A 16,077-nucleotide genomic window follows, 5' to 3' on the forward strand; every position below is an offset into this window, starting at 1 on the left:
TGCCGGAGCCGGTCACCCGGCCCGCGGGGCGGCCCGGCACGGGAACGCGGGCCCGCGCGAACACGGACCGCACAGTTCTCTGACCGCTTCCTGACATCGCGTGGCTACCGTCCCGCGCATGCGCACACCTCCCGACCGTCCACGCGGTCACCAGGACAGCACCCGCAGGACCCTCCGGCACGCACTCAGCGCCACCGTCGCGGTGTCGTCGGCCGTCGTCGCACTGGTCACGCCGGCCGCGGCCGCCGGCACCGCACCGCACGAGCCGTCGCACACCGGCGGCGGCGCGGCGCGGGCGGATGCCCTCACCACCCACGCCGGGGCCACGACCGCACAGGAGCGCGACCGGATCGACACCTACTGGACCCCCGGGCGGATGCGGCTGGCGGGCGCTCTGGTCCCCGAGATCACCCCCGTGCCCGAGGACGACAACACACCGGACGACCCGCGGCCGCTCCCCCCGGACACACCGGACTCCGGGTCGGTGTGGACACACGGCGGGGCGGTGGAGAAGAACGTCGGCCGCCTGTTCTTCACCTTCTCCGACGGCTACGACGGCAGTTGCACCGCGACGGTCGTCACCGCCGCCAACCGCAGTACCGTCGTCACGGCAGCCCACTGCCTCAGAGGCGTCGGCTCGCCTTCCGCCGACGACACCTGGAACCACAACCTCTACTTCGTGCCCGGCTACCGCAACGGCACGAAACCGCTCGGCGGCTTCACCGTCAGGAGCATGGCGACCTCGTCCCGCTGGGACGCCGATCCGGACACCACGGACTCGTCGGACGTCGCCGCCGCCGGCTACGACACCGCGTTCCTCGTGGCGAACCCCGCCGCCGGCGGGCGCCCGGTCGCGGACATCACCGGCAGCCAGCGCATCGGGTTCGGCCTGCCCGCCGAGGGCGAGTTCGTCCACGCCTTCGGATACCCGGACCAGGGACTCAACGACCCCGGGGACAAGTACGCCGGGTCCCGGATGATCCACTGCGCGGGCCCGAGCCACCCCGGCCCCAAGACCCCCCTGCTGTGGGGTGAGACCTGCGACATGTCCGCCGGGTCGAGCGGTGGCCCGCACCTGGCCGGCTTCGACACCCGCACCGGCACCGGCACCGTCGTGGGCGTCACCACCACCGACGAGGAACTCGCGGGCGGGCAGGGCCCCGCGCTCTACGCCACGCGCTTCGGTGCCGACGCCCACCGCCTCTACGACTGGGCGCGGTCACGATAGGTCCCGGGGCGCAGTAGCCGCTTCCACGGCGCCTCCGACGGTTCGCGCGGCGGCGCCTATTGGTAGCAGGGGTTCCCGCAGAGCACGGTGACCGTGCCGCTGCCGTCGGCTGCGACGGAGGTGGTGCCGTGCGCCGGGGCCGTGGGGGTCCGGCTCGTCTCCCAGGGCATGGGGGCGGCCACGGCCCGGGGGGCGAGGGCGGTGACGGCCGCGGTGGCCACGAACAGGGCGGAAACCGCCCGTCTACGCAGACGCATGCGTACTCCTGGATCGACGATCGGCCGGTGGGGTGCGGCCGCCGGCGTGCCGCTCGGACAGGCCGCCGCTGCTCCCGTCCAGCCTCAGGGTTCGCGCCGCCCGACGCGAGGTCCACCGCGGAGATCCGGCACATCTCCACACGGTCACCGCGAATGGCGGACCGCGTTCCGGGCACGGCCGGGCGCGGGTCGCTCGTCCACGCGCTCGGTGCCGAGGCCGGCTGGCCCTGGACGGCAGGAGGCATTCATGATCGGGTGGGGGGCCATGACCTCCTTGATCCGCCACCTCACTGTCGACTGCGCTGATCCCTACGCTCTCGCGCGTTTCTGGGCCGATGTCCTGGACGGCTCCTTGGCTGATGACGACGTCCCGGGGGATCCGGAAGCCGTGGTGACGTCCGCCGCGGCCACCTTGCTGTTCGTCAGGGTCGACGACCCCAAGACGGTGAAGAACCGCGTGCACGTGGATCTCCAACCCCAGGACCTCACCCGGGACGAGGAGGTCGAGCGGCTGCTCTCGCTCGGTGCCACGCTCGAGGCCGACCACCGCAGGCCCGACGGGACGGGGTGGGTGACGCTGCATGACCCCGAGGGCAACGAGTTCTGTGTGGAACGCAGCGCGGCGGAGCGGGCGAACGGCTGACGGCACGGCTCGCAGCCATGGGTGAGCGGGGCGAGAGTCACCTCTCGCCCCGCCCTGTCGAGCCACGGTGGTGATCGTCAGCGCAGCGTGTACGCCGTCGGGATGGTCTGCCTGACGGTGTTGCCCTGGCTGTCGGTGGCGCTGATCCTCAGTCCGACGCCCTCGGCGGCCTTCTCCCGCCGCGGGTTGCCGATGGTGGTGGTGAACGTGTTCTTCCCGGCCGCCTTCGTGGCCGCGGGATGCCAGGTCCTGCCTCCGTCGAAGCTGGTCTCCGCCTTCAGTGAGGTCACCTCGGGCAGCTCGGTGAGCCGCGGCTGGTAGTAGCCGACGACGGTGACCTCGTGCTTCTCCCCGGCCTTGGCTGTGTTGTCGAGGGCCAGGCCGAAGTCGTAGCGCAGGAAGATCAGCGGCTCGGGGCGGCAGGCCGCCTGGTTGCTGCCGACCAGCTCACCGATGCACGGGTTCTGCCGTGGGGCGTCGTCCTTGGTCGCCGTGGCGGAGGTGTACTGCCACACCGTCCTGACGTCGTCGGTCCGCGTCTCGAAGGTGTACCGGGCGGACTTGGCCGGAAGGTCGTAGGAGACGAGGTCACCGCCCTTGCAGCCGGCGAGCGCCAGCACCGCTGCGGCCGTGAGCGCCATGAGGGCTGCTCTCCTGCGCCGCGCCGATGGCACCGGGGTGTTCATCGTGTAGGTCTCCTTCGCGGTGTCGATCGCCGTCACAGGGTCGTCCAGGTCTCGTCGGGGAGGTGCTCCGTGCGGCGCCCGATCTCGTCACCGGACGCGTCCAGCAGCTCGAAGTCGCAGACGTGGTCGAGGTTCGGCACCGTGGGCGAGGGAGCCGTCCCGCACGAGGACAGGTTGACGAAGTCGTGCTGGAGCAGTTCGTCGCCGACGATGCCGATCAGGGCCTGGCGGCCGCCTCCGCTTCCTGTCAGGTAGAGGGTGGGGTAGAAGGTGTCGCCCTGCCGGCAGCCCGAGCACGGTCCGGCCGCGATCGTGAAGCCGGACGCGGTCCGCACCTGCCGCGCGGCGCCCGGCACGGCCGGACCCGCGTTCCAGTGGATGTCGTTCCTGCGGCTGAGGACCATGTCGTTCACCTCCTGGCGGTTGTGCGCGATGAAGTAGTCCGCTCCGTGCTCGGCCCAGGAGGCGGTGAACCGGCTGATGGCGTTGTCCTCCCGCTTGACGAAGGCCGTCATGGTCCGCTGCGTGGAGGGGTGCGGCAGGGAGACCTGCGACGTGGCGGGCGTGGCCTGGAGCGACTGCTGCCAGCTCAGCTGGTGCACCTCTCCGGGGCGTGCCGCGTGGAAATGCAGGTCCACCCGGTCGAGTTCGCTCCTGCCGACGCGGTAGTCGTTCGGCCGGATCTGTCCGTCGTCGTGGTACGTGGCGGCGTACGTCCTCGGTACGACGCTGCCGCCGAGGTCGATCCGGACGTGCGACGGGTCGGCCTCGATCCGCTTGATCAGGGCTTCGGCCTGGGCGTAGGGCAGGCTCACGATGGGCAGCGCGGCGTACGGCTGGATCGCCGGGCAGCTCTGCGGCCCGTCCAGGCACTGGTCGAACGTCGCCGGGCTGCCCAGGGAGGTGAGGCCCGGTGCCGCGACCAGCACGCCGGTGGCGCCGGCGTCGGCGGCGGCGGCCACCCGCTTGCGGAGTTCCGTGTGGTCGCAGGTGCCCTGACAGATGTCCGCCGGCGTCAGGAGGACGAGCTTGCCCCGGGCGCCGGCGTCCGCGAGTTCGGCCGCGGTGCCGGTGCCGGCGTGGACCACCGGCAGGTGTCCCCCGGCCGGCAGACGGGGAACGGGGATCGCGGCTTGCCGGGTGCTCGGGTCCCCGTTGTCGCGCAGCCACGCCTGCGTCTCGGCCAGCGAGGCGTCCGGGGTCACGTAGCGGGGGGACAGGCGGGAGGGGGCGCCGCCGCCGGTGGCGCGCATGGTGACGACGGGCGTCGCCGCCGAGCTGTAGAAGTCGTGGGTGAGGGTGCCCTGGGTCACCTTGCCGGTGGGCAGCACCCACCAGTTCGGTTCGGTGGCGCGGTAGTCGAACGCGGTGGCCGAGCCCATCGACCACGCCCCGGTCGCCGAGACCCGGTTGACGACGTCGGTCGCGTTGTAGGTCTCCGTGGCTTCCGGGTACCGCACGCGCAACGGCCTGGCCTCGCGCAGGTCCAGCGTGACCGTGGTCGCCTTGGTGAGGCTCACCTCCGGTGCCATCGGCGTGGCCTGCTGCACCTCGCCGGCCGCGTCCCGCCAGGTGACCGGTATCTGGGCCGCGTAGGTGCCGCGGAAGAGCTGCTCGGTCACGGTGTCCGCGCCCGCTTCGAACACCTTGCCCGCGTGCAGGTAGACCTGGTCGTCGACCGGCGTGAAGTCGGCGGTGCCGTAACGGACGTCGGTGGCACCCGCCGGGGGGACGACGTGGAGGGTCAGCGGGAACTTCTGGGCCTCGACGACGGTGTGGATCCGCGAGTTCAGCTGGATCGCCCCGGAGTCGTCACGGGCGCTCAGCAGCCCGTTGTAGGCGCCGTAGGGGCCGTCGGTGCCCAGCACCCTGCCGTCGAGCGTCACCGGCACCTGGACGGACCCGCCCGCGGGAACGACCACCGTTTCCGTGCCGAGGGTGAACAGTCCTGCCGGTGCCGGCCTGCCGTCACCGAAGGAGACCGGCATCGTCAGATGCAGCGTGGTCGCCTTGTCGGTGCGGTTGGTGTACGTGATCTGCTTGGTCACCGCCGAGTGCGGGAAGGTCCGGCGGCCGAAGTTCAGGTTGCCCTTCGGGACGATCCGCGGGTCGGTCGCCGTCGCGAGGTCGACCAGGCCGGTGCCCTGGGCGTACCTGTCGTGTCCCAGGTCGGTGGCGGTGTCCATCAGCAGTGCCTTGATCTGCTGACCGGTCAGTTCCGGGTGCTGCTGGGCGATGATGGCCGCGGCGCCCGCGACGTGCGGCGTCGCCATCGAGGTCCCGCTGGCCCTGGTGTAGTACTGGTCCACCGGTGTGCCCATGGCCGTGCCCGCGGCGCGCGCCGCGGCGATGTCGACGCCCGGGGCCGCGATGTCGGGCTTGGCGGCGCCGTCCCCGATGCGCGGCCCCCGGTTGGAGAACTGCGCCATCTCGTTGTTCTTGTCCACGGCCGCCACGGTCAGGGCGTCGTCGGCGGAGCCGGGGGTGACGACCTTCTGGGCGACCAGACCGGAGTTGCCGGCCGCGACCACGAACAGGGTCCCGGTGGTGCGGCTGAGTTGGTTGAGCGCCTGGCTCAGCGGATCGGTGCCGTCGGTGGGTTCGCCCCCCAGGCTCAGGTTGACGACCTTGGCCCCGGAGTGGGCGGCCCAGTCCATGCCCGCGATGATCGCGTCGTCGGGACACTCACCCTTGTCGTCGCAGACCTTGCCCACCAGCAGCTTGGCGCCGGGTGCGACGCCCTTGCGCAGCCCCTTGGACGCGGCACCGCTGCCCAGGACCGTGGACGCCACGTGCGTGCCGTGTCCGTGCCCGTCCTTGGCACCCTGGGGACTGCCGGTGAAGTCGGCCTGCCCGACGACGCTCGCGGACACGTCCGGGTGGGTGGCGTCGATACCGGTGTCCAGCACCGCCACGGTCACCCCGGTGCCGTCGTAGCCGCGTTTCCAGGCGACGGGAGCGCCGATCTGGGGCACCGACTGCTCGAGGTCGATGTGGGACAGGCCGTTGAGCCACACCTTCCGGACCCCGGTCAGGGAGCCGGCCGATCGTGCGGCGGCCGGTGTGGAGGCCGTCTTGCCCCGCACCCCCCGCCACCACCGCCCGTCGTCGGCGATCTTCATCGAGCGGCCGTTGATGCTCGGAAGGGCCCGGCCGCCGGACGCCCCGGCGACCTTCCGTGTCCTGTCGGCCGCGGCGGTGCCGGTGTAGGTGACGAGCACCGGCACCGTGTCGTCCCTGCCCGCGGCGGCGAGCGTCACCAACTGGCCGAGGTCGAAGAGCGACCAGTCGAGCAGTCCCTGGCCGACCAGCGCGAGGGCGTCGTCCGGTACGGCGTACACCGCGCCCTCGCGGCTGAAGGTGTGGAACACGACCGGCAGTCCGTCCGGCCGGGGCGCGCTTTCGGTGTCGCGGAGGACCGGCTTGCCGTCGGCGTCGACACCGACGTGCACGGTGTCGCCGGTGACGAGCGTGACCGGGACGGATCCGCCGGACGCGGACACGAACCGGGCCAGGCCGTTGCCGGCGGCCGCCTTCGGGCTGTGCGTCCGTGCGGCCCCGGACGGCGGCGCCTGCCGGTCGGGGCCGGCGGCCTGGGCCGTCGTCGTCGACACGAGCATGCCGAGGACGGTCAGACCGACGGCCACCGCGCCCCGGCGTCTTCTGACGCCCCGTCTTGCGCTTGACCTCATCGATGAGTCTCCCTTGTGAGGAACGACGTGGAACGTGCGAACAGGTCCGGGTCGGCGACCTGCGGCGCGTCGGCGATCGGACTCCCCGTGCACCGGGGACGCCGGCCGGCCGGCGTCCCCGGGCTGTTCGGCACCCCGCGCCAGGGCCCCCGCGTCAGAGCGGTTCGTACTCGGCGTCGTCGTCGGCGCCGGCCCTCCCGTCGTCCGGGGTGGCGGAGCCCGCCCGGTCGGACGGCGGCCCGGCCGGCACGGGTCCGTCCAGGGGACGGGGTTCCGGTGCGGACGGGGCGTCTTCCGGGGCGGGCGTCGGGGGCTCGGCGGGCGGCATGGCCATGAGTGTGCGGGCGTGCCGGCGGCCGGGACGATCACTCGGATGCGGGATTTAATCCCGCCGTCCGGCACCGGACTTTTCGTCGTCCCCTGGACGGCGTGCCGAATTCACTCGTCGCTCGCGGGCCGCGGGTTCAGGCCGCCGACGCCCGACTGGTCCAGGTCGCCGACGAGGCCCGACTCGACGACCCTGACCGCGAGCGCCGTGCGCGAGGTGACGCCCATCTTGCGCATCGCCGACTTCACCTGGCTGGCGATCGTCTGCGCCGACACCACCAACGCGTCGGCGATCTGCCGGTTGGTCAGCCCCTCGACCAGCAGCCGGGCCACTTCCAGCTCGCGCGGCGAGAGCCGGTTGCCGTAGCCGGGACGCCCCCGGCCGCGCGGCACCGCCGGCACCCTGCCTCCCCGCCCGTCGAGGAACCGCACGATCCGGCCGGCGTCGCCGGAGGCGCCGAGCCCCGACAGCGCCCGGGCGACGTCCGACAGCGCCGGGAGCGCCAACTCCTCCCGGCCCCCGGCGAGCAGACAGCGGGCGGAGCGTTCCCTGGCGAGCAGGGCGTCGTACGGCCGGGGCAGTGCCTCCCAGGCGGTGGCCGCACGGGTGAACAGCGTGGCGGCCTCCAGGAGGCGGCCGCCGGCTTCCGCCAGGATCGCGCGGCACAGGACGAGGGAGGCCCGGGCCGCCGGCGCGTCCCGGTCGCCCAGGGCCCCTTCGAAAGCGTCCGCCACCTCCGAGGCGGCCTGGAGCCGGCCGGCGGCGGCCAGGGCGGCGGTGCGCGCGGGGGCGATCTCGACGGCACGGGACCACAGGCCGCCGCCGACGGCGATCTCGGCGAGCTGGTCGGTCAGCCGGAGCGCCTCGTCGACGTCGCCGTCGCGCAGGCACAACTGGGCCAGCGCCGCCGCGGCCTCGATGCGCTGCTGGTCGTCGCGTCCGGCGAAACACAGCCGCTCCCCGGCCGCCTCACGGTCTCCGGAGGCGGCGTGCAGCAGCCCGGCCACGAGGGCCGCCTCGCACCGGTCCTTCAGCCGTACGCCGCTGTCGTCTCCGAGCAGGCGCGCCGTCCGCTCGGCGAGTCCGGACCAGGCACCGGTGAACCAGTCCAGGTGGGCCTGGGAGGAGGCGATGCTGTCCAGGTAGTCCAGGAGCTGGTGGCGTTCGGCGAGGGTCCGGGCCCGGGCGAGCCGTGCCCCGGCCTCCTCGTACCGGCCCCACCGCGTCGCCTCCTCGCCGACGTTCGTGTGGCCGCTCACGACGATGGACGCCGCGCGCGGCTCCGGGACGTCGTCCGGGATCTCTCGGGCCGCCGCCCAGCCGGCCTCCTCGCCCAGCATGAGCAGCGCGAACGCGCGCTCCACGGACAGGTGCAGCCGGTCGAGGGAAGCCATCGACGGCGTCGGCGGCGGCGCCTCCCGCAGCCACCGCAGGTGCTCCCGGACCGGCCGCGCGTTCCCCAGCGGCAGGGCCAGCAGGACACGGGCGCGCGCCATCTCCGCGGAGCCGGGCGGCAGATGGGCGATCGCGGTGAGGATCTCGCCGCGGCCCGCCTCGATCTCGCCCGCCACCATCAGGACCCGGCCGATCTGGAAGCGGACGGACGCCTGCTGCGCCGCCGTGAGGACCTGGCCGGCGAGGGCCGAACGCAGCGACGCGATGATCGCCGAGTACGGGTCGGAGCCGGACAGCGCCTGGAACTGGATCTTCGTCACCAGACGTACCAGTACCTCGGCGGGCAGCGGGACGGTGGCGACCAGGCTGTGGATCAGCAGCGCCGAGGTGGCCACGTCCCCGGACTGGACGCAGAGGTCGGCCGCCTCCTCGGTGTACCGGCACGCGGCCTCGGCGTCGCCGGCCAGCCGGAAGTGCCGCGCCAGCTGCGCCACCGGGGGCACCGGCCAGCGCCGCAGCGCCCGGCCCGCCCGCAGATGCATGACACGCCGGTCCCCGGCGGGGATGGCGTCGTACACGGCGTAACACGCCAGCGGATGCCGGAACGACCACTGCCCGGACGTGTCCTCGCGCAGCAGGCCGCTGCCGAGCGCTTCGGCCGACTGCTCCGCGAACCGCTCCTCCGGCAGGCCGGTGACCGCGAGCAGCGTCGCGTGGTCGGCCGGGCCGGAGAGCACCGCCGCCGCGTACAGCACGGCGCGGGTGCCGGGGCCGAGCCGCTGGACACGCTCGAGCATGGCGTCGCGGATCGTCGGCGGGACCTCGATGCGGTCCAGCCGGCGTCGCGCCCAGCCGCCGTCGCGGCGGATCAGATCGGCGCGGTCGTGCATCAGGCGCACCGATTCCTCCACCGCCAGGGGGACTCCGGCGGTGCGCGCGTGCAGGAAGGCCGCGAACGCGTGCGACACGTGCCCGCCGGCCAGCATCGAGGAGATGAACGAGGCGGTCTCGGCGACGTCCAGCGGTCTCGGCGCCAGTCTGACCGGACGGGCGTCGGGGGGCAGCCGGGAGGACAGCCGCAACAGCGGGGAGGCCGAGGGCACTTCGTCCCGGCGGAAGGTCACCACCACACTGACCGGCTGCGGCCGGCGGGAGACGAGGAACAGCAGGAACTCGAGAGTCGCCTCGTCGGCCCAGTGGACGTCCTCCAGCGCGAGGACCGCGACGTCGAGCCGGCCGAGGACCTCGACGAAGGCCCGGAACAGCCGGTGCCGGGCGGCGGTGGCGTCCTCCAGCGGTTCCGGTGCCGGGGGCAGGTCGTCGGCCCACTCCGGGAACAGCGGCCTGAGCGCGCCGGCCAGCCCGTTCAGACGCAGCGCGGCAACGTTGTCGACGCCGTCGCGCACGGCGTCCACCACCGCCCCGAGCGTGTACGGCACCCGCAACTCCAGGCAGGCACCGACCAGGGCGCGGCGCCCCCTCGCCGTCTGGGACGCCAGGAACTCGCGCAGCAGGCGGGTCTTGCCGATGCCCGCCTCACCCTCGATCAGCACGACCGCCGGGGTACGTCCGAGCGCCGACGCGAGTGTGCCGAGCTCGTCGTCCCGGCCGACGAACCGCGGCGCGGACAGCGCCGGGAGCAGGCCGCCGCCTTTGCCATGGGTCCCTTCCCTCACCGTCATGTCCCCTCAGATGACCGTCGGAACGCCGACGCCGACTCCAGTCCCGCACTGCACGGAGGTGTACGGGCGGATGACACCAGGAAGGCGTCCGTATGTTTCTTCGCGAGCCGACGCCGACTCTGTCACACGTGTCGCACTCGGGACAGGCCCGAAGCCGAGCGGACCGCCGCGTGCGCGTCGAGCAGCCTGGCCACACTTCGCCGCACGATCGCCGAGGTGTGCGGGCCGGCCCCCCGCACCCGGCGCCTTGCCCGCAGGAACCATGCGTGTTCCGCATGAAGGATGTGCACGGCGTGCTAGGTTCGGCCTCATGAGTATCGGATCCGCCGAGCGAGTGCGGTCCGCGGTGGCCGCGTTGCTGCACGCGACCGGCGAGTCGCAGACCGCTCTCGCCGCCGCGCTCGGGGTGAGCCAGGCCCAGGTCAGCCGCCGGCAGTCCGGGAGCGCGGCGTGGAGCCTGGCCGACTGCGACGCGGTCGCCGCACACTACGGTGTGGACGTCCTCGACCTCCTCGCCGGACCCACCCGCGCCGTCGAGGCCCTGCCCACGGCACGCCGCCGCCTTCCCGGCGGCCGCCCCGCCACCGCCCGCCCCGCGGCCGTACCGGACGGGGGAACCCGATGACGGACTTCGACGCGATCGACGCCCTGCTCGCCGGTGCCAGGCAGGAGGTCCCGCTGCCGCCCGCCGCGGAACGGCGCGCCCTGCGCGAGGGACTGAACCTCTCCCGCACCCAGCTCGCGCGGGCCCTTCAGGTCAGCCCGTCCACGGTCGCGGGCTGGGAGTCCGGACGCGACCCGAGCGGCGAAGTCCGGGAGAAGTACGCGTACTTCCTGAAGGGGGCGCGGACGAAGCTGTCGGCGGCGGACCCGGCCGGGCAGCCCGCCGAGGCCGGACCGGCGGTGGCCGAACCGGCGGTGGCCGGACCGGCCGAGGCCGGGGCCGGCCAGCAGCACGGCCACGGTGACGAGGACGGCGACGGCGGCGACGAGGACGTGGTGGCCCTGTCCACCCCTCGGCCCTGCGTCCTGTGCGGACGCCCCGCCCACCACCAGGTCGCCGGATTCCCCCAGCACCTGGACCCCGCGCACTGCGGCACACCCGAGCGCACACCTGCGACCCGCCAGGCGCCGCCGGCCGCGCCCCCGCCCGCCTCCGCACACCCCCGTCCGCGGACGGGCGGCGGTGTCAAGGTCGTCACCGCCGGCCGCCGGCTCAAGACCGCCGACGACCCCGACCTGATCGCCGCCGCCGTGTCGGCCGCCCTCGACCAGCACGGCGGTGACGTCGAGGCGGCGACCGCCGCGCTGGTCAGGCGTGCCATCCCGGACGCGATGGCGTTGCTGGACCAGACCCGCAAGGGCGGCCGGTACGACATCGTCGCGCACCCCTGGCTGCCCGACGTCCTGCGCAAGCAGACCTCCCGCGGCCCGGACCAGATCTGGGAGGCGCGCCCCAAGTGGACCCGCGCCGAACTGCCGCCCGGTGAGTACGAGGTCACGGCGCTCGACGTCAACGGCGCCTACCTGTCCGCGCTCAAGACGCACCTGCCGCTCGGCCAGCTGGAGCACTCCACCGGCAACCAGCACGACCGCCGCCGCGCCGGCGTGCACCTGATCACCCCGCCCGCCTGGGAGCACGACGCCTACCTGCCCAACCCCGTCGGCAGCCGCGACGAGCCGGGCCCGCTCTGGGTGACCGAGCCGACCCTGCGCCTGCTGCTGCGCCTGTCGGGACCGAAGTACGGCCTGTGCGACCCCCCGGAGATCCACGAGTCCTGGACCTCCGGAGCCACCGAGGGACTGCTGGAGAAGTTCCGCGTGGCGCTGAAGGACGCCCGGGACCGGGCGATCGCCCACGACGACGACGTCACGCTGGAGTACGTCAAGGCCATGTACTCCAAGTTCGTCTCCACCATGGGGGAGTCGAACTACAACCGGGAGCTGTACCGCACCGACTGGATGCACCTGATCCGCTCGCAGGCCTTCGCGAACCTGTGGTGGAAGGCGCACCGCGCCTACGACGAGGGGCTGATGGTCGTCCGCGCGATGGGCACCGACGAACTCCACGTGATCGGCGACTGGCGCGCGGTGTTCCCCGAGGGGCGCGGGGTCAGCGAGGTGAAGGTGAAGGACGTGTACACCGTCGGCACCCCGGTGGCGGCCGACCGGGACGTGTAGCGTGACGCGTACGTGAAGCCGTATCGGGTCGAAGGGCGGCAGGAGACAGGGAGATGCCGGAGAGGACGCTCAACTTCGGTGCCTACGGGGCGCGTGGCATCAAGGGGTACGAGGCCGTCGCCCGGCAGCTGGACGCGCTGGCCGGGTTCGTCGCCACCCCGGTCACGGCCCGGCGCGGGCTGCTCGCCCGCCTGCGGTACCTCACCCGCAGCGACCAGTCCCGCCAGGCGGCCCGCGCGGCCGGCCTGACCGTCACCGACCGCACGCTCAGGGCCTGGCTGCGGGGCGAACGGAACCCCTCGAAGAGCAACCTGGAACGGATCGAGACGGCGTACCGCGCGGTCCGCCGCCAGAACGTCTCGCGCTACCTGGTGGCGCGCCTCAACCGCGAGGGCCGAGGCACCCGCGTGGAGTTCCACCCGCTCAACCAGTCCCAGGTCCTCCGCCCCCGTCAGCGGGTGGTCGCCTACCGCACGCTGAACGTCCGCCGCTGGGACCGCATCGTCGAGGCGTGGGCGGCGGGCGACGCGCAGGCGCTGGACGACGCCTGGATCTACGACGCGGTGGTGGACCTCGGGTCCGAGTGGGGCCAGTACGAGTACGTCACCAACATCGGCTTCGCCGCCTGATCCTCACCGACAAGACCCGCAGCACGGCCCGACGTGCTGACCGGCACACCGTCGTCCACCCGGGGTTTCCGTCGGCCACGGCCCACGGCACCGCCGTACGGCGCCACGACCGGCACACGTGTGCACCGGATACACTGCCCCGACCGGTCGGTGGTGGGGGTGCGTGGTGCTGGAGGCCCTGGGTCTGGACGAGCGTGCCGAGACCGCCTATCTCGCACTGGTCGACAACCGGTCGCTCACCGTGCCGGAGCTGGCGGCGCTGACCCGCGCGGACCGGCACGAGCTGGAGGGCGCGCTCGCCCGGCTGGAGAGCGGGGGCCTGATCGCCCGGGTCCCCGGCCGTCCGCCCCGGTACACGGCACTGCCGCCGGAGCACGCGGTGGAGGTGCTGCTGCTCGCCCGTGAACGTGACATCCAGCGGGTCAGGGCCCTCGCGCAGCGCCTGGGCGAACGCCATCACCGGGCCAGGGGCGGACAGGACTCCGCGTCGCCGATCGAGGTGATCACGGGTGTGGACGGCGTGGCGCGCTGCGGTGAGCAGCTGTTCCGCCGGGCCGAACGGGAGATCCGCGGTATCGACGCGCCGCCCTACGCGGTGCCGGGGGACGGCGGCCGGGTCAACTCGGTCGTCAACATCACCGGCCGGCAGATCAGCAGCCGTTTCATCCACGGCCGGGACGCCCTCGACCTGCCGGGCGTGGTGAGCCGGATCGAGCGGGACGTCGCGGCCGGCGAGACGGTACGGGTGGTGCCCCGGGCGCCGATGAAGCTGCTGCTCGCCGACGACCAGGCGGGGCTGATCCCGCTGGTGTCCACCCCTCGGGTGCTGGACACCTGCGTCCTGGTGCACCCCTCGTCCCTGCTCGACGCGCTGAGCGTGCTCTTCGAGACCCTGTGGGAGCAGGCGCAGCCCTTCGTGCCGGACCGCGCGGGGCCCGACGACGGAGGTGACTTCGTCAGCGAGGAGGAGCGGCGGATCGTGTCCCTGCTGGGCCTCGGGCTGCCCGACGAGGCGATCGCCCGTCACCTGGGCATCGGGCACCGCACGGTGCAGCGGCGGGTGCAGGCGCTCCTGGGGCGGCTCGGTGCCACCAGCCGGTTCCAGGCCGGCGTGCTGGCGGCTCGGCGGGGCTGGTGGAGACCGGACGAGGAGTCGCGGGACGAGGGACGCCAGGCCGGGACCGGCGCCTGAGCCGCCTCCCGAGCCCGTGCCGGGGGCCGGAAGGCACTCGATGACGTGCTCGTTTCCATGCGTGGCCTTCACCACTTTTTGCCCATTTTCGGGCAGAGGTGTGCCTATAAGTGATGGCATGGCTGGTTGCACTTCTCGGCGATCAGCGCAGGGATGCACAGACCAGTGACATGGAGAAGCGCTTGATCACGCTGTTCACAAGTCGCACCGGGCTGAGGGCCACGACCGGCGTACTCGGCGGCGTACTGGCGATCACGGCCCTCGGCGGCACGAGCCACGCCGCCACCACGAGCGGCGACGACACCGGGAACACCCCGCAGCCGCAGGCGCGGGTGACGCAGCCGGCCGCTCAGGACGCCTCCGACGCCCGCATCGAGATCACGCCCGGGGAAGGCGCCCACGACGTCGGGATCAACGACCCGGTCGGTGTGACCGTGAGCAAGGGCAAGCTCACCAAGGTGACCATGACCGCCGTCGCGGCCGGCGCCGAGATCCCCGGCACCCTCTCCGCGGACGGCACTTCCTGGAAGCCGGACGGCCGGCTGGAGCGTGCCACCAGGTACCAGATCGCCGCGGACGCCGAGGACGCCGAGGGCCGCTCCGCCACCGGCAACGCCACGATCACCACGGTCTCCCCGAACGACTTCGTCGGGCACCTCCTCCCTCTGGACGGCTCGACCGTCGGCGTGGGCATGCCGGTGACGTTCACCTTCGGCAAGGCGGTCGGCGACAAGGCCGCCGTGGAGTCGGAGATCCAGGTCGGCTCCAGCAGCGGCCAGCAGGTCGTCGGTCACTGGCTCAACGACCACCGCCTGGACTTCCGCCCCGAGAAGTACTGGAAGCCCGGCTCCACCGTCACCGTCACGCTCACCCGCGAGGGCGTCCGGAAGACGGTCACGTTCAAGATCGGCCGCAGCCAGATCAGCACCGTCGACGCCAAGACCAAGCAGATGACCGTCGTACGGGACGGCAAGACCATCAGGACGATCCCGGTCTCGTCCGGCAGCGCCGAGCACCCGACGTACAACGGTCAGATGGTGATCTCCGAGAAGTTCGGGCACGTCCACATGAACGGGGCGAGCGTCGGCCTCACGGAGAAGGACGGCAAGCCCTCGTACGACATCAAGGCCGTACCGCACGCCATGCGCCTGACCGACTCGGGCACGTTCATCCACGGCAACTACTGGGCCGCCGACTCCGTCTTCGGCAAGGTGAACACCAGCCACGGCTGCGTGGGCCTGAAGGACGTCCGCAGCGGCGGCGACGCCAAGCAGCCCGCCGCGTGGTTCTTCGACCAGTCGATGATCGGCGACCTCGTGATCGTCAAGAACTCCGGCGACAAGACCACGCCGGCCCCGGACAACGGGCTCGGCGACTGGAACGTGCCGTGGAAGGAGTGGGTCGCGGGCAGCCCGTCCGCCTGACCCGGACACCACGCCACTCCCCGGCCGGCGGAACCGGCATCCCTTCCGCGAGGCGGTGGCCGACACCCGATCGGCCACCGCCTGCCGCGTCAGGGCCTCAGGCGACGGTCGCCGGCGCGTCCCGCAGGGTGACGTTGGCGTGGCTCTCCTGGAAGCTCTGGTCGGAGACCAGGGTCAGCCGGGCCGTGGACCGGAACCCGGGAAGAGTGGTCGAGCCGCAGGACACCATCGTGGTCTTGAGCTTGGCGATGGTCACGGCGAGCCCTTCGTCGAGGTCGCCGGCGTAGGGGACGTAGCCGTCGACGCCCTCTTCGACGCGTGGTCCGCGAGCCGTCCGGGCGGCCCGGGAATGTCCGGCGGGTGTGTGTGGTTGAGGGACACGTGGCAGTGAAGGGGACCGTGTCCCCGGGCCTCACCCCTTGCCTGCGGGGACGATCGTTCGGCTGAAGCCCCGCAGAGCCTTTCGCCGCGTAGGCGACCGCCCTTTCACACCACACGTTTCACGGGACAGCCCCGGCCGGCGGCCACGCCGGTCGGGGCTGTCCCGTACCCGGCGGCACCACTCGTCAGGCGCCTTTCCTTCGGATCAGGCCCGCGAGCCCGGCATGACCCGAACGAGAGGCCCTAGGGCGTGTCCGCAAAGTGTTGGCGTCGTTGGTCTGTTCATGGTGCGTCGTCATGAGCTGACCGATGAGTCGTGGGCGGTGATCGAGCCGTTGCTGGCCCCGCCGCGGATGGGC

13 protein-coding genes are annotated in these 16,077 nt (G+C 73.0%); 7 read left to right on the top strand and 6 right to left on the bottom strand.

The features are described from left to right. The first annotated feature begins 118 nt into the window (after positions 1-118). The gene (locus AB0946_RS36515; RefSeq protein WP_366765014.1) at positions 119-1,228 is read left to right on the top strand and encodes a hypothetical protein; all 1,110 of its coding nucleotides are present in this window, start codon (positions 119-121) and stop codon (positions 1,226-1,228) included. Positions 1,229-1,284: 56 nt separating this feature from the next. On the opposite strand, the gene AB0946_RS36520 is transcribed toward AB0946_RS36515, so the two are convergent. Next, complete coding sequence (locus tag AB0946_RS36520; RefSeq protein ID WP_366765016.1) at positions 1,285-1,485, bottom strand: hypothetical protein; 201 nt, start codon at positions 1,483-1,485, stop codon at positions 1,285-1,287. A 265-nt stretch (positions 1,486-1,750) separates the two neighbouring features. Between AB0946_RS36520 and AB0946_RS36525 the strand changes: the two genes are divergently transcribed. After that, a complete protein-coding gene (locus AB0946_RS36525) occupies positions 1,751-2,128 on the top strand; it encodes a VOC family protein (RefSeq protein WP_366765017.1) in 378 nt (125 codons plus the stop codon). Positions 2,129-2,205: 77 nt separating this feature from the next. On the opposite strand, the gene AB0946_RS36530 is transcribed toward AB0946_RS36525, so the two are convergent. The 4 genes from AB0946_RS36530 to AB0946_RS36545 form a co-directional block, all read right to left on the bottom strand. Further along, the gene (locus AB0946_RS36530) at positions 2,206-2,850 is read right to left on the bottom strand and encodes a hypothetical protein (RefSeq protein WP_366765019.1); all 645 of its coding nucleotides are present in this window, start codon (positions 2,848-2,850) and stop codon (positions 2,206-2,208) included. Further along, positions 2,847-6,461 carry a S8 family serine peptidase gene (locus AB0946_RS36535; protein WP_366765020.1) on the bottom strand — a complete coding sequence of 1,205 codons (3,615 nt, stop codon included), beginning with the start codon at positions 6,459-6,461 and terminating at the stop codon, positions 2,847-2,849. The genes AB0946_RS36530 and AB0946_RS36535 overlap by 4 nt, the downstream gene beginning before the upstream one ends. A gap of 199 nt (positions 6,462-6,660) precedes the next feature. Beyond that, positions 6,661-6,834 (bottom strand): hypothetical protein, encoded by a 174-nt coding sequence (locus tag AB0946_RS36540; RefSeq protein WP_366765021.1) that lies wholly within the window; start codon positions 6,832-6,834, stop codon positions 6,661-6,663. Between the two features lie 110 nt (positions 6,835-6,944). Continuing rightward, on the bottom strand, positions 6,945-9,911 hold the full coding sequence (locus AB0946_RS36545; RefSeq protein ID WP_366765022.1) for an AAA family ATPase: 2,967 nt from the start codon (positions 9,909-9,911) through the stop codon (positions 6,945-6,947). A gap of 310 nt (positions 9,912-10,221) precedes the next feature. Here AB0946_RS36545 and AB0946_RS36550 point away from each other — a divergent pair, with 310 nt between their 5' ends. The 5 genes from AB0946_RS36550 to AB0946_RS36570 all read left to right on the top strand — a co-directional run bounded on the left by AB0946_RS36550 (position 10,222) and on the right by AB0946_RS36570 (position 15,337). Beyond that, entirely contained in the window at positions 10,222-10,536 is a 315-nt protein-coding gene (locus AB0946_RS36550) for a helix-turn-helix transcriptional regulator (protein ID WP_366765023.1), read from the top strand. Continuing rightward, positions 10,533-12,092: a helix-turn-helix transcriptional regulator gene (locus AB0946_RS36555; protein WP_366765025.1), complete on the top strand. Its 1,560-nt coding sequence runs from the start codon at positions 10,533-10,535 to the stop codon at positions 12,090-12,092. The genes AB0946_RS36550 and AB0946_RS36555 overlap by 4 nt, the downstream gene beginning before the upstream one ends. A gap of 53 nt (positions 12,093-12,145) precedes the next feature. After that, on the top strand, positions 12,146-12,721 hold the full coding sequence (locus AB0946_RS36560; RefSeq protein WP_366765026.1) for a helix-turn-helix transcriptional regulator: 576 nt from the start codon (positions 12,146-12,148) through the stop codon (positions 12,719-12,721). 163 nt (positions 12,722-12,884) lie between these two features. Next, a complete protein-coding gene (locus tag AB0946_RS36565) occupies positions 12,885-13,913 on the top strand; it encodes a helix-turn-helix domain-containing protein (protein ID WP_366765027.1) in 1,029 nt (342 codons plus the stop codon). A gap of 170 nt (positions 13,914-14,083) precedes the next feature. Beyond that, the gene (locus AB0946_RS36570; protein ID WP_366765028.1) at positions 14,084-15,337 is read left to right on the top strand and encodes an Ig-like domain-containing protein; all 1,254 of its coding nucleotides are present in this window, start codon (positions 14,084-14,086) and stop codon (positions 15,335-15,337) included. A 97-nt stretch (positions 15,338-15,434) separates the two neighbouring features. On the opposite strand, the gene AB0946_RS36575 is transcribed toward AB0946_RS36570, so the two are convergent. Beyond that, positions 15,435-15,725, bottom strand: a complete 291-nt coding sequence (locus AB0946_RS36575; RefSeq protein ID WP_366765029.1) for an IMP dehydrogenase — start codon at positions 15,723-15,725, stop codon at positions 15,435-15,437. Between the last annotated feature and the right edge of the window lie 352 nt (positions 15,726-16,077).

It is taken from the genome of Streptomyces sp. NPDC046870, from assembly GCF_040704595.1.
GTDB classification, from domain to species: Bacteria; Actinomycetota; Actinomycetes; order Streptomycetales; family Streptomycetaceae; genus Streptomyces; species Streptomyces argyrophylli.

Excerpts from the sequence above, each read along its gene's own strand:
- AB0946_RS36570 (WP_366765028.1), top strand. The coding sequence starts at position 14,084 with ATGGAGAAGCGCTTGATCACGCTGTTCACAAGTCGCACCGGGCTGAGG.
- AB0946_RS36525 (WP_366765017.1), top strand. The coding sequence starts at position 1,751 with ATGACCTCCTTGATCCGCCACCTCACTGTCGACTGCGCTGATCCCTAC.
- AB0946_RS36555 (WP_366765025.1), top strand. The coding sequence starts at position 10,533 with ATGACGGACTTCGACGCGATCGACGCCCTGCTCGCCGGTGCCAGGCAG.
- AB0946_RS36540 (WP_366765021.1), bottom strand. The coding sequence starts at position 6,834 with ATGCCGCCCGCCGAGCCCCCGACGCCCGCCCCGGAAGACGCCCCGTCC.
- AB0946_RS36550 (WP_366765023.1), top strand. The coding sequence starts at position 10,222 with ATGAGTATCGGATCCGCCGAGCGAGTGCGGTCCGCGGTGGCCGCGTTG.
- AB0946_RS36520 (WP_366765016.1), bottom strand. The coding sequence starts at position 1,485 with ATGCGTCTGCGTAGACGGGCGGTTTCCGCCCTGTTCGTGGCCACCGCG.
- AB0946_RS36515 (WP_366765014.1), top strand. The coding sequence starts at position 119 with ATGCGCACACCTCCCGACCGTCCACGCGGTCACCAGGACAGCACCCGC.
- AB0946_RS36545 (WP_366765022.1), bottom strand. The coding sequence starts at position 9,911 with ATGACGGTGAGGGAAGGGACCCATGGCAAAGGCGGCGGCCTGCTCCCG.
- AB0946_RS36560 (WP_366765026.1), top strand. The coding sequence starts at position 12,146 with ATGCCGGAGAGGACGCTCAACTTCGGTGCCTACGGGGCGCGTGGCATC.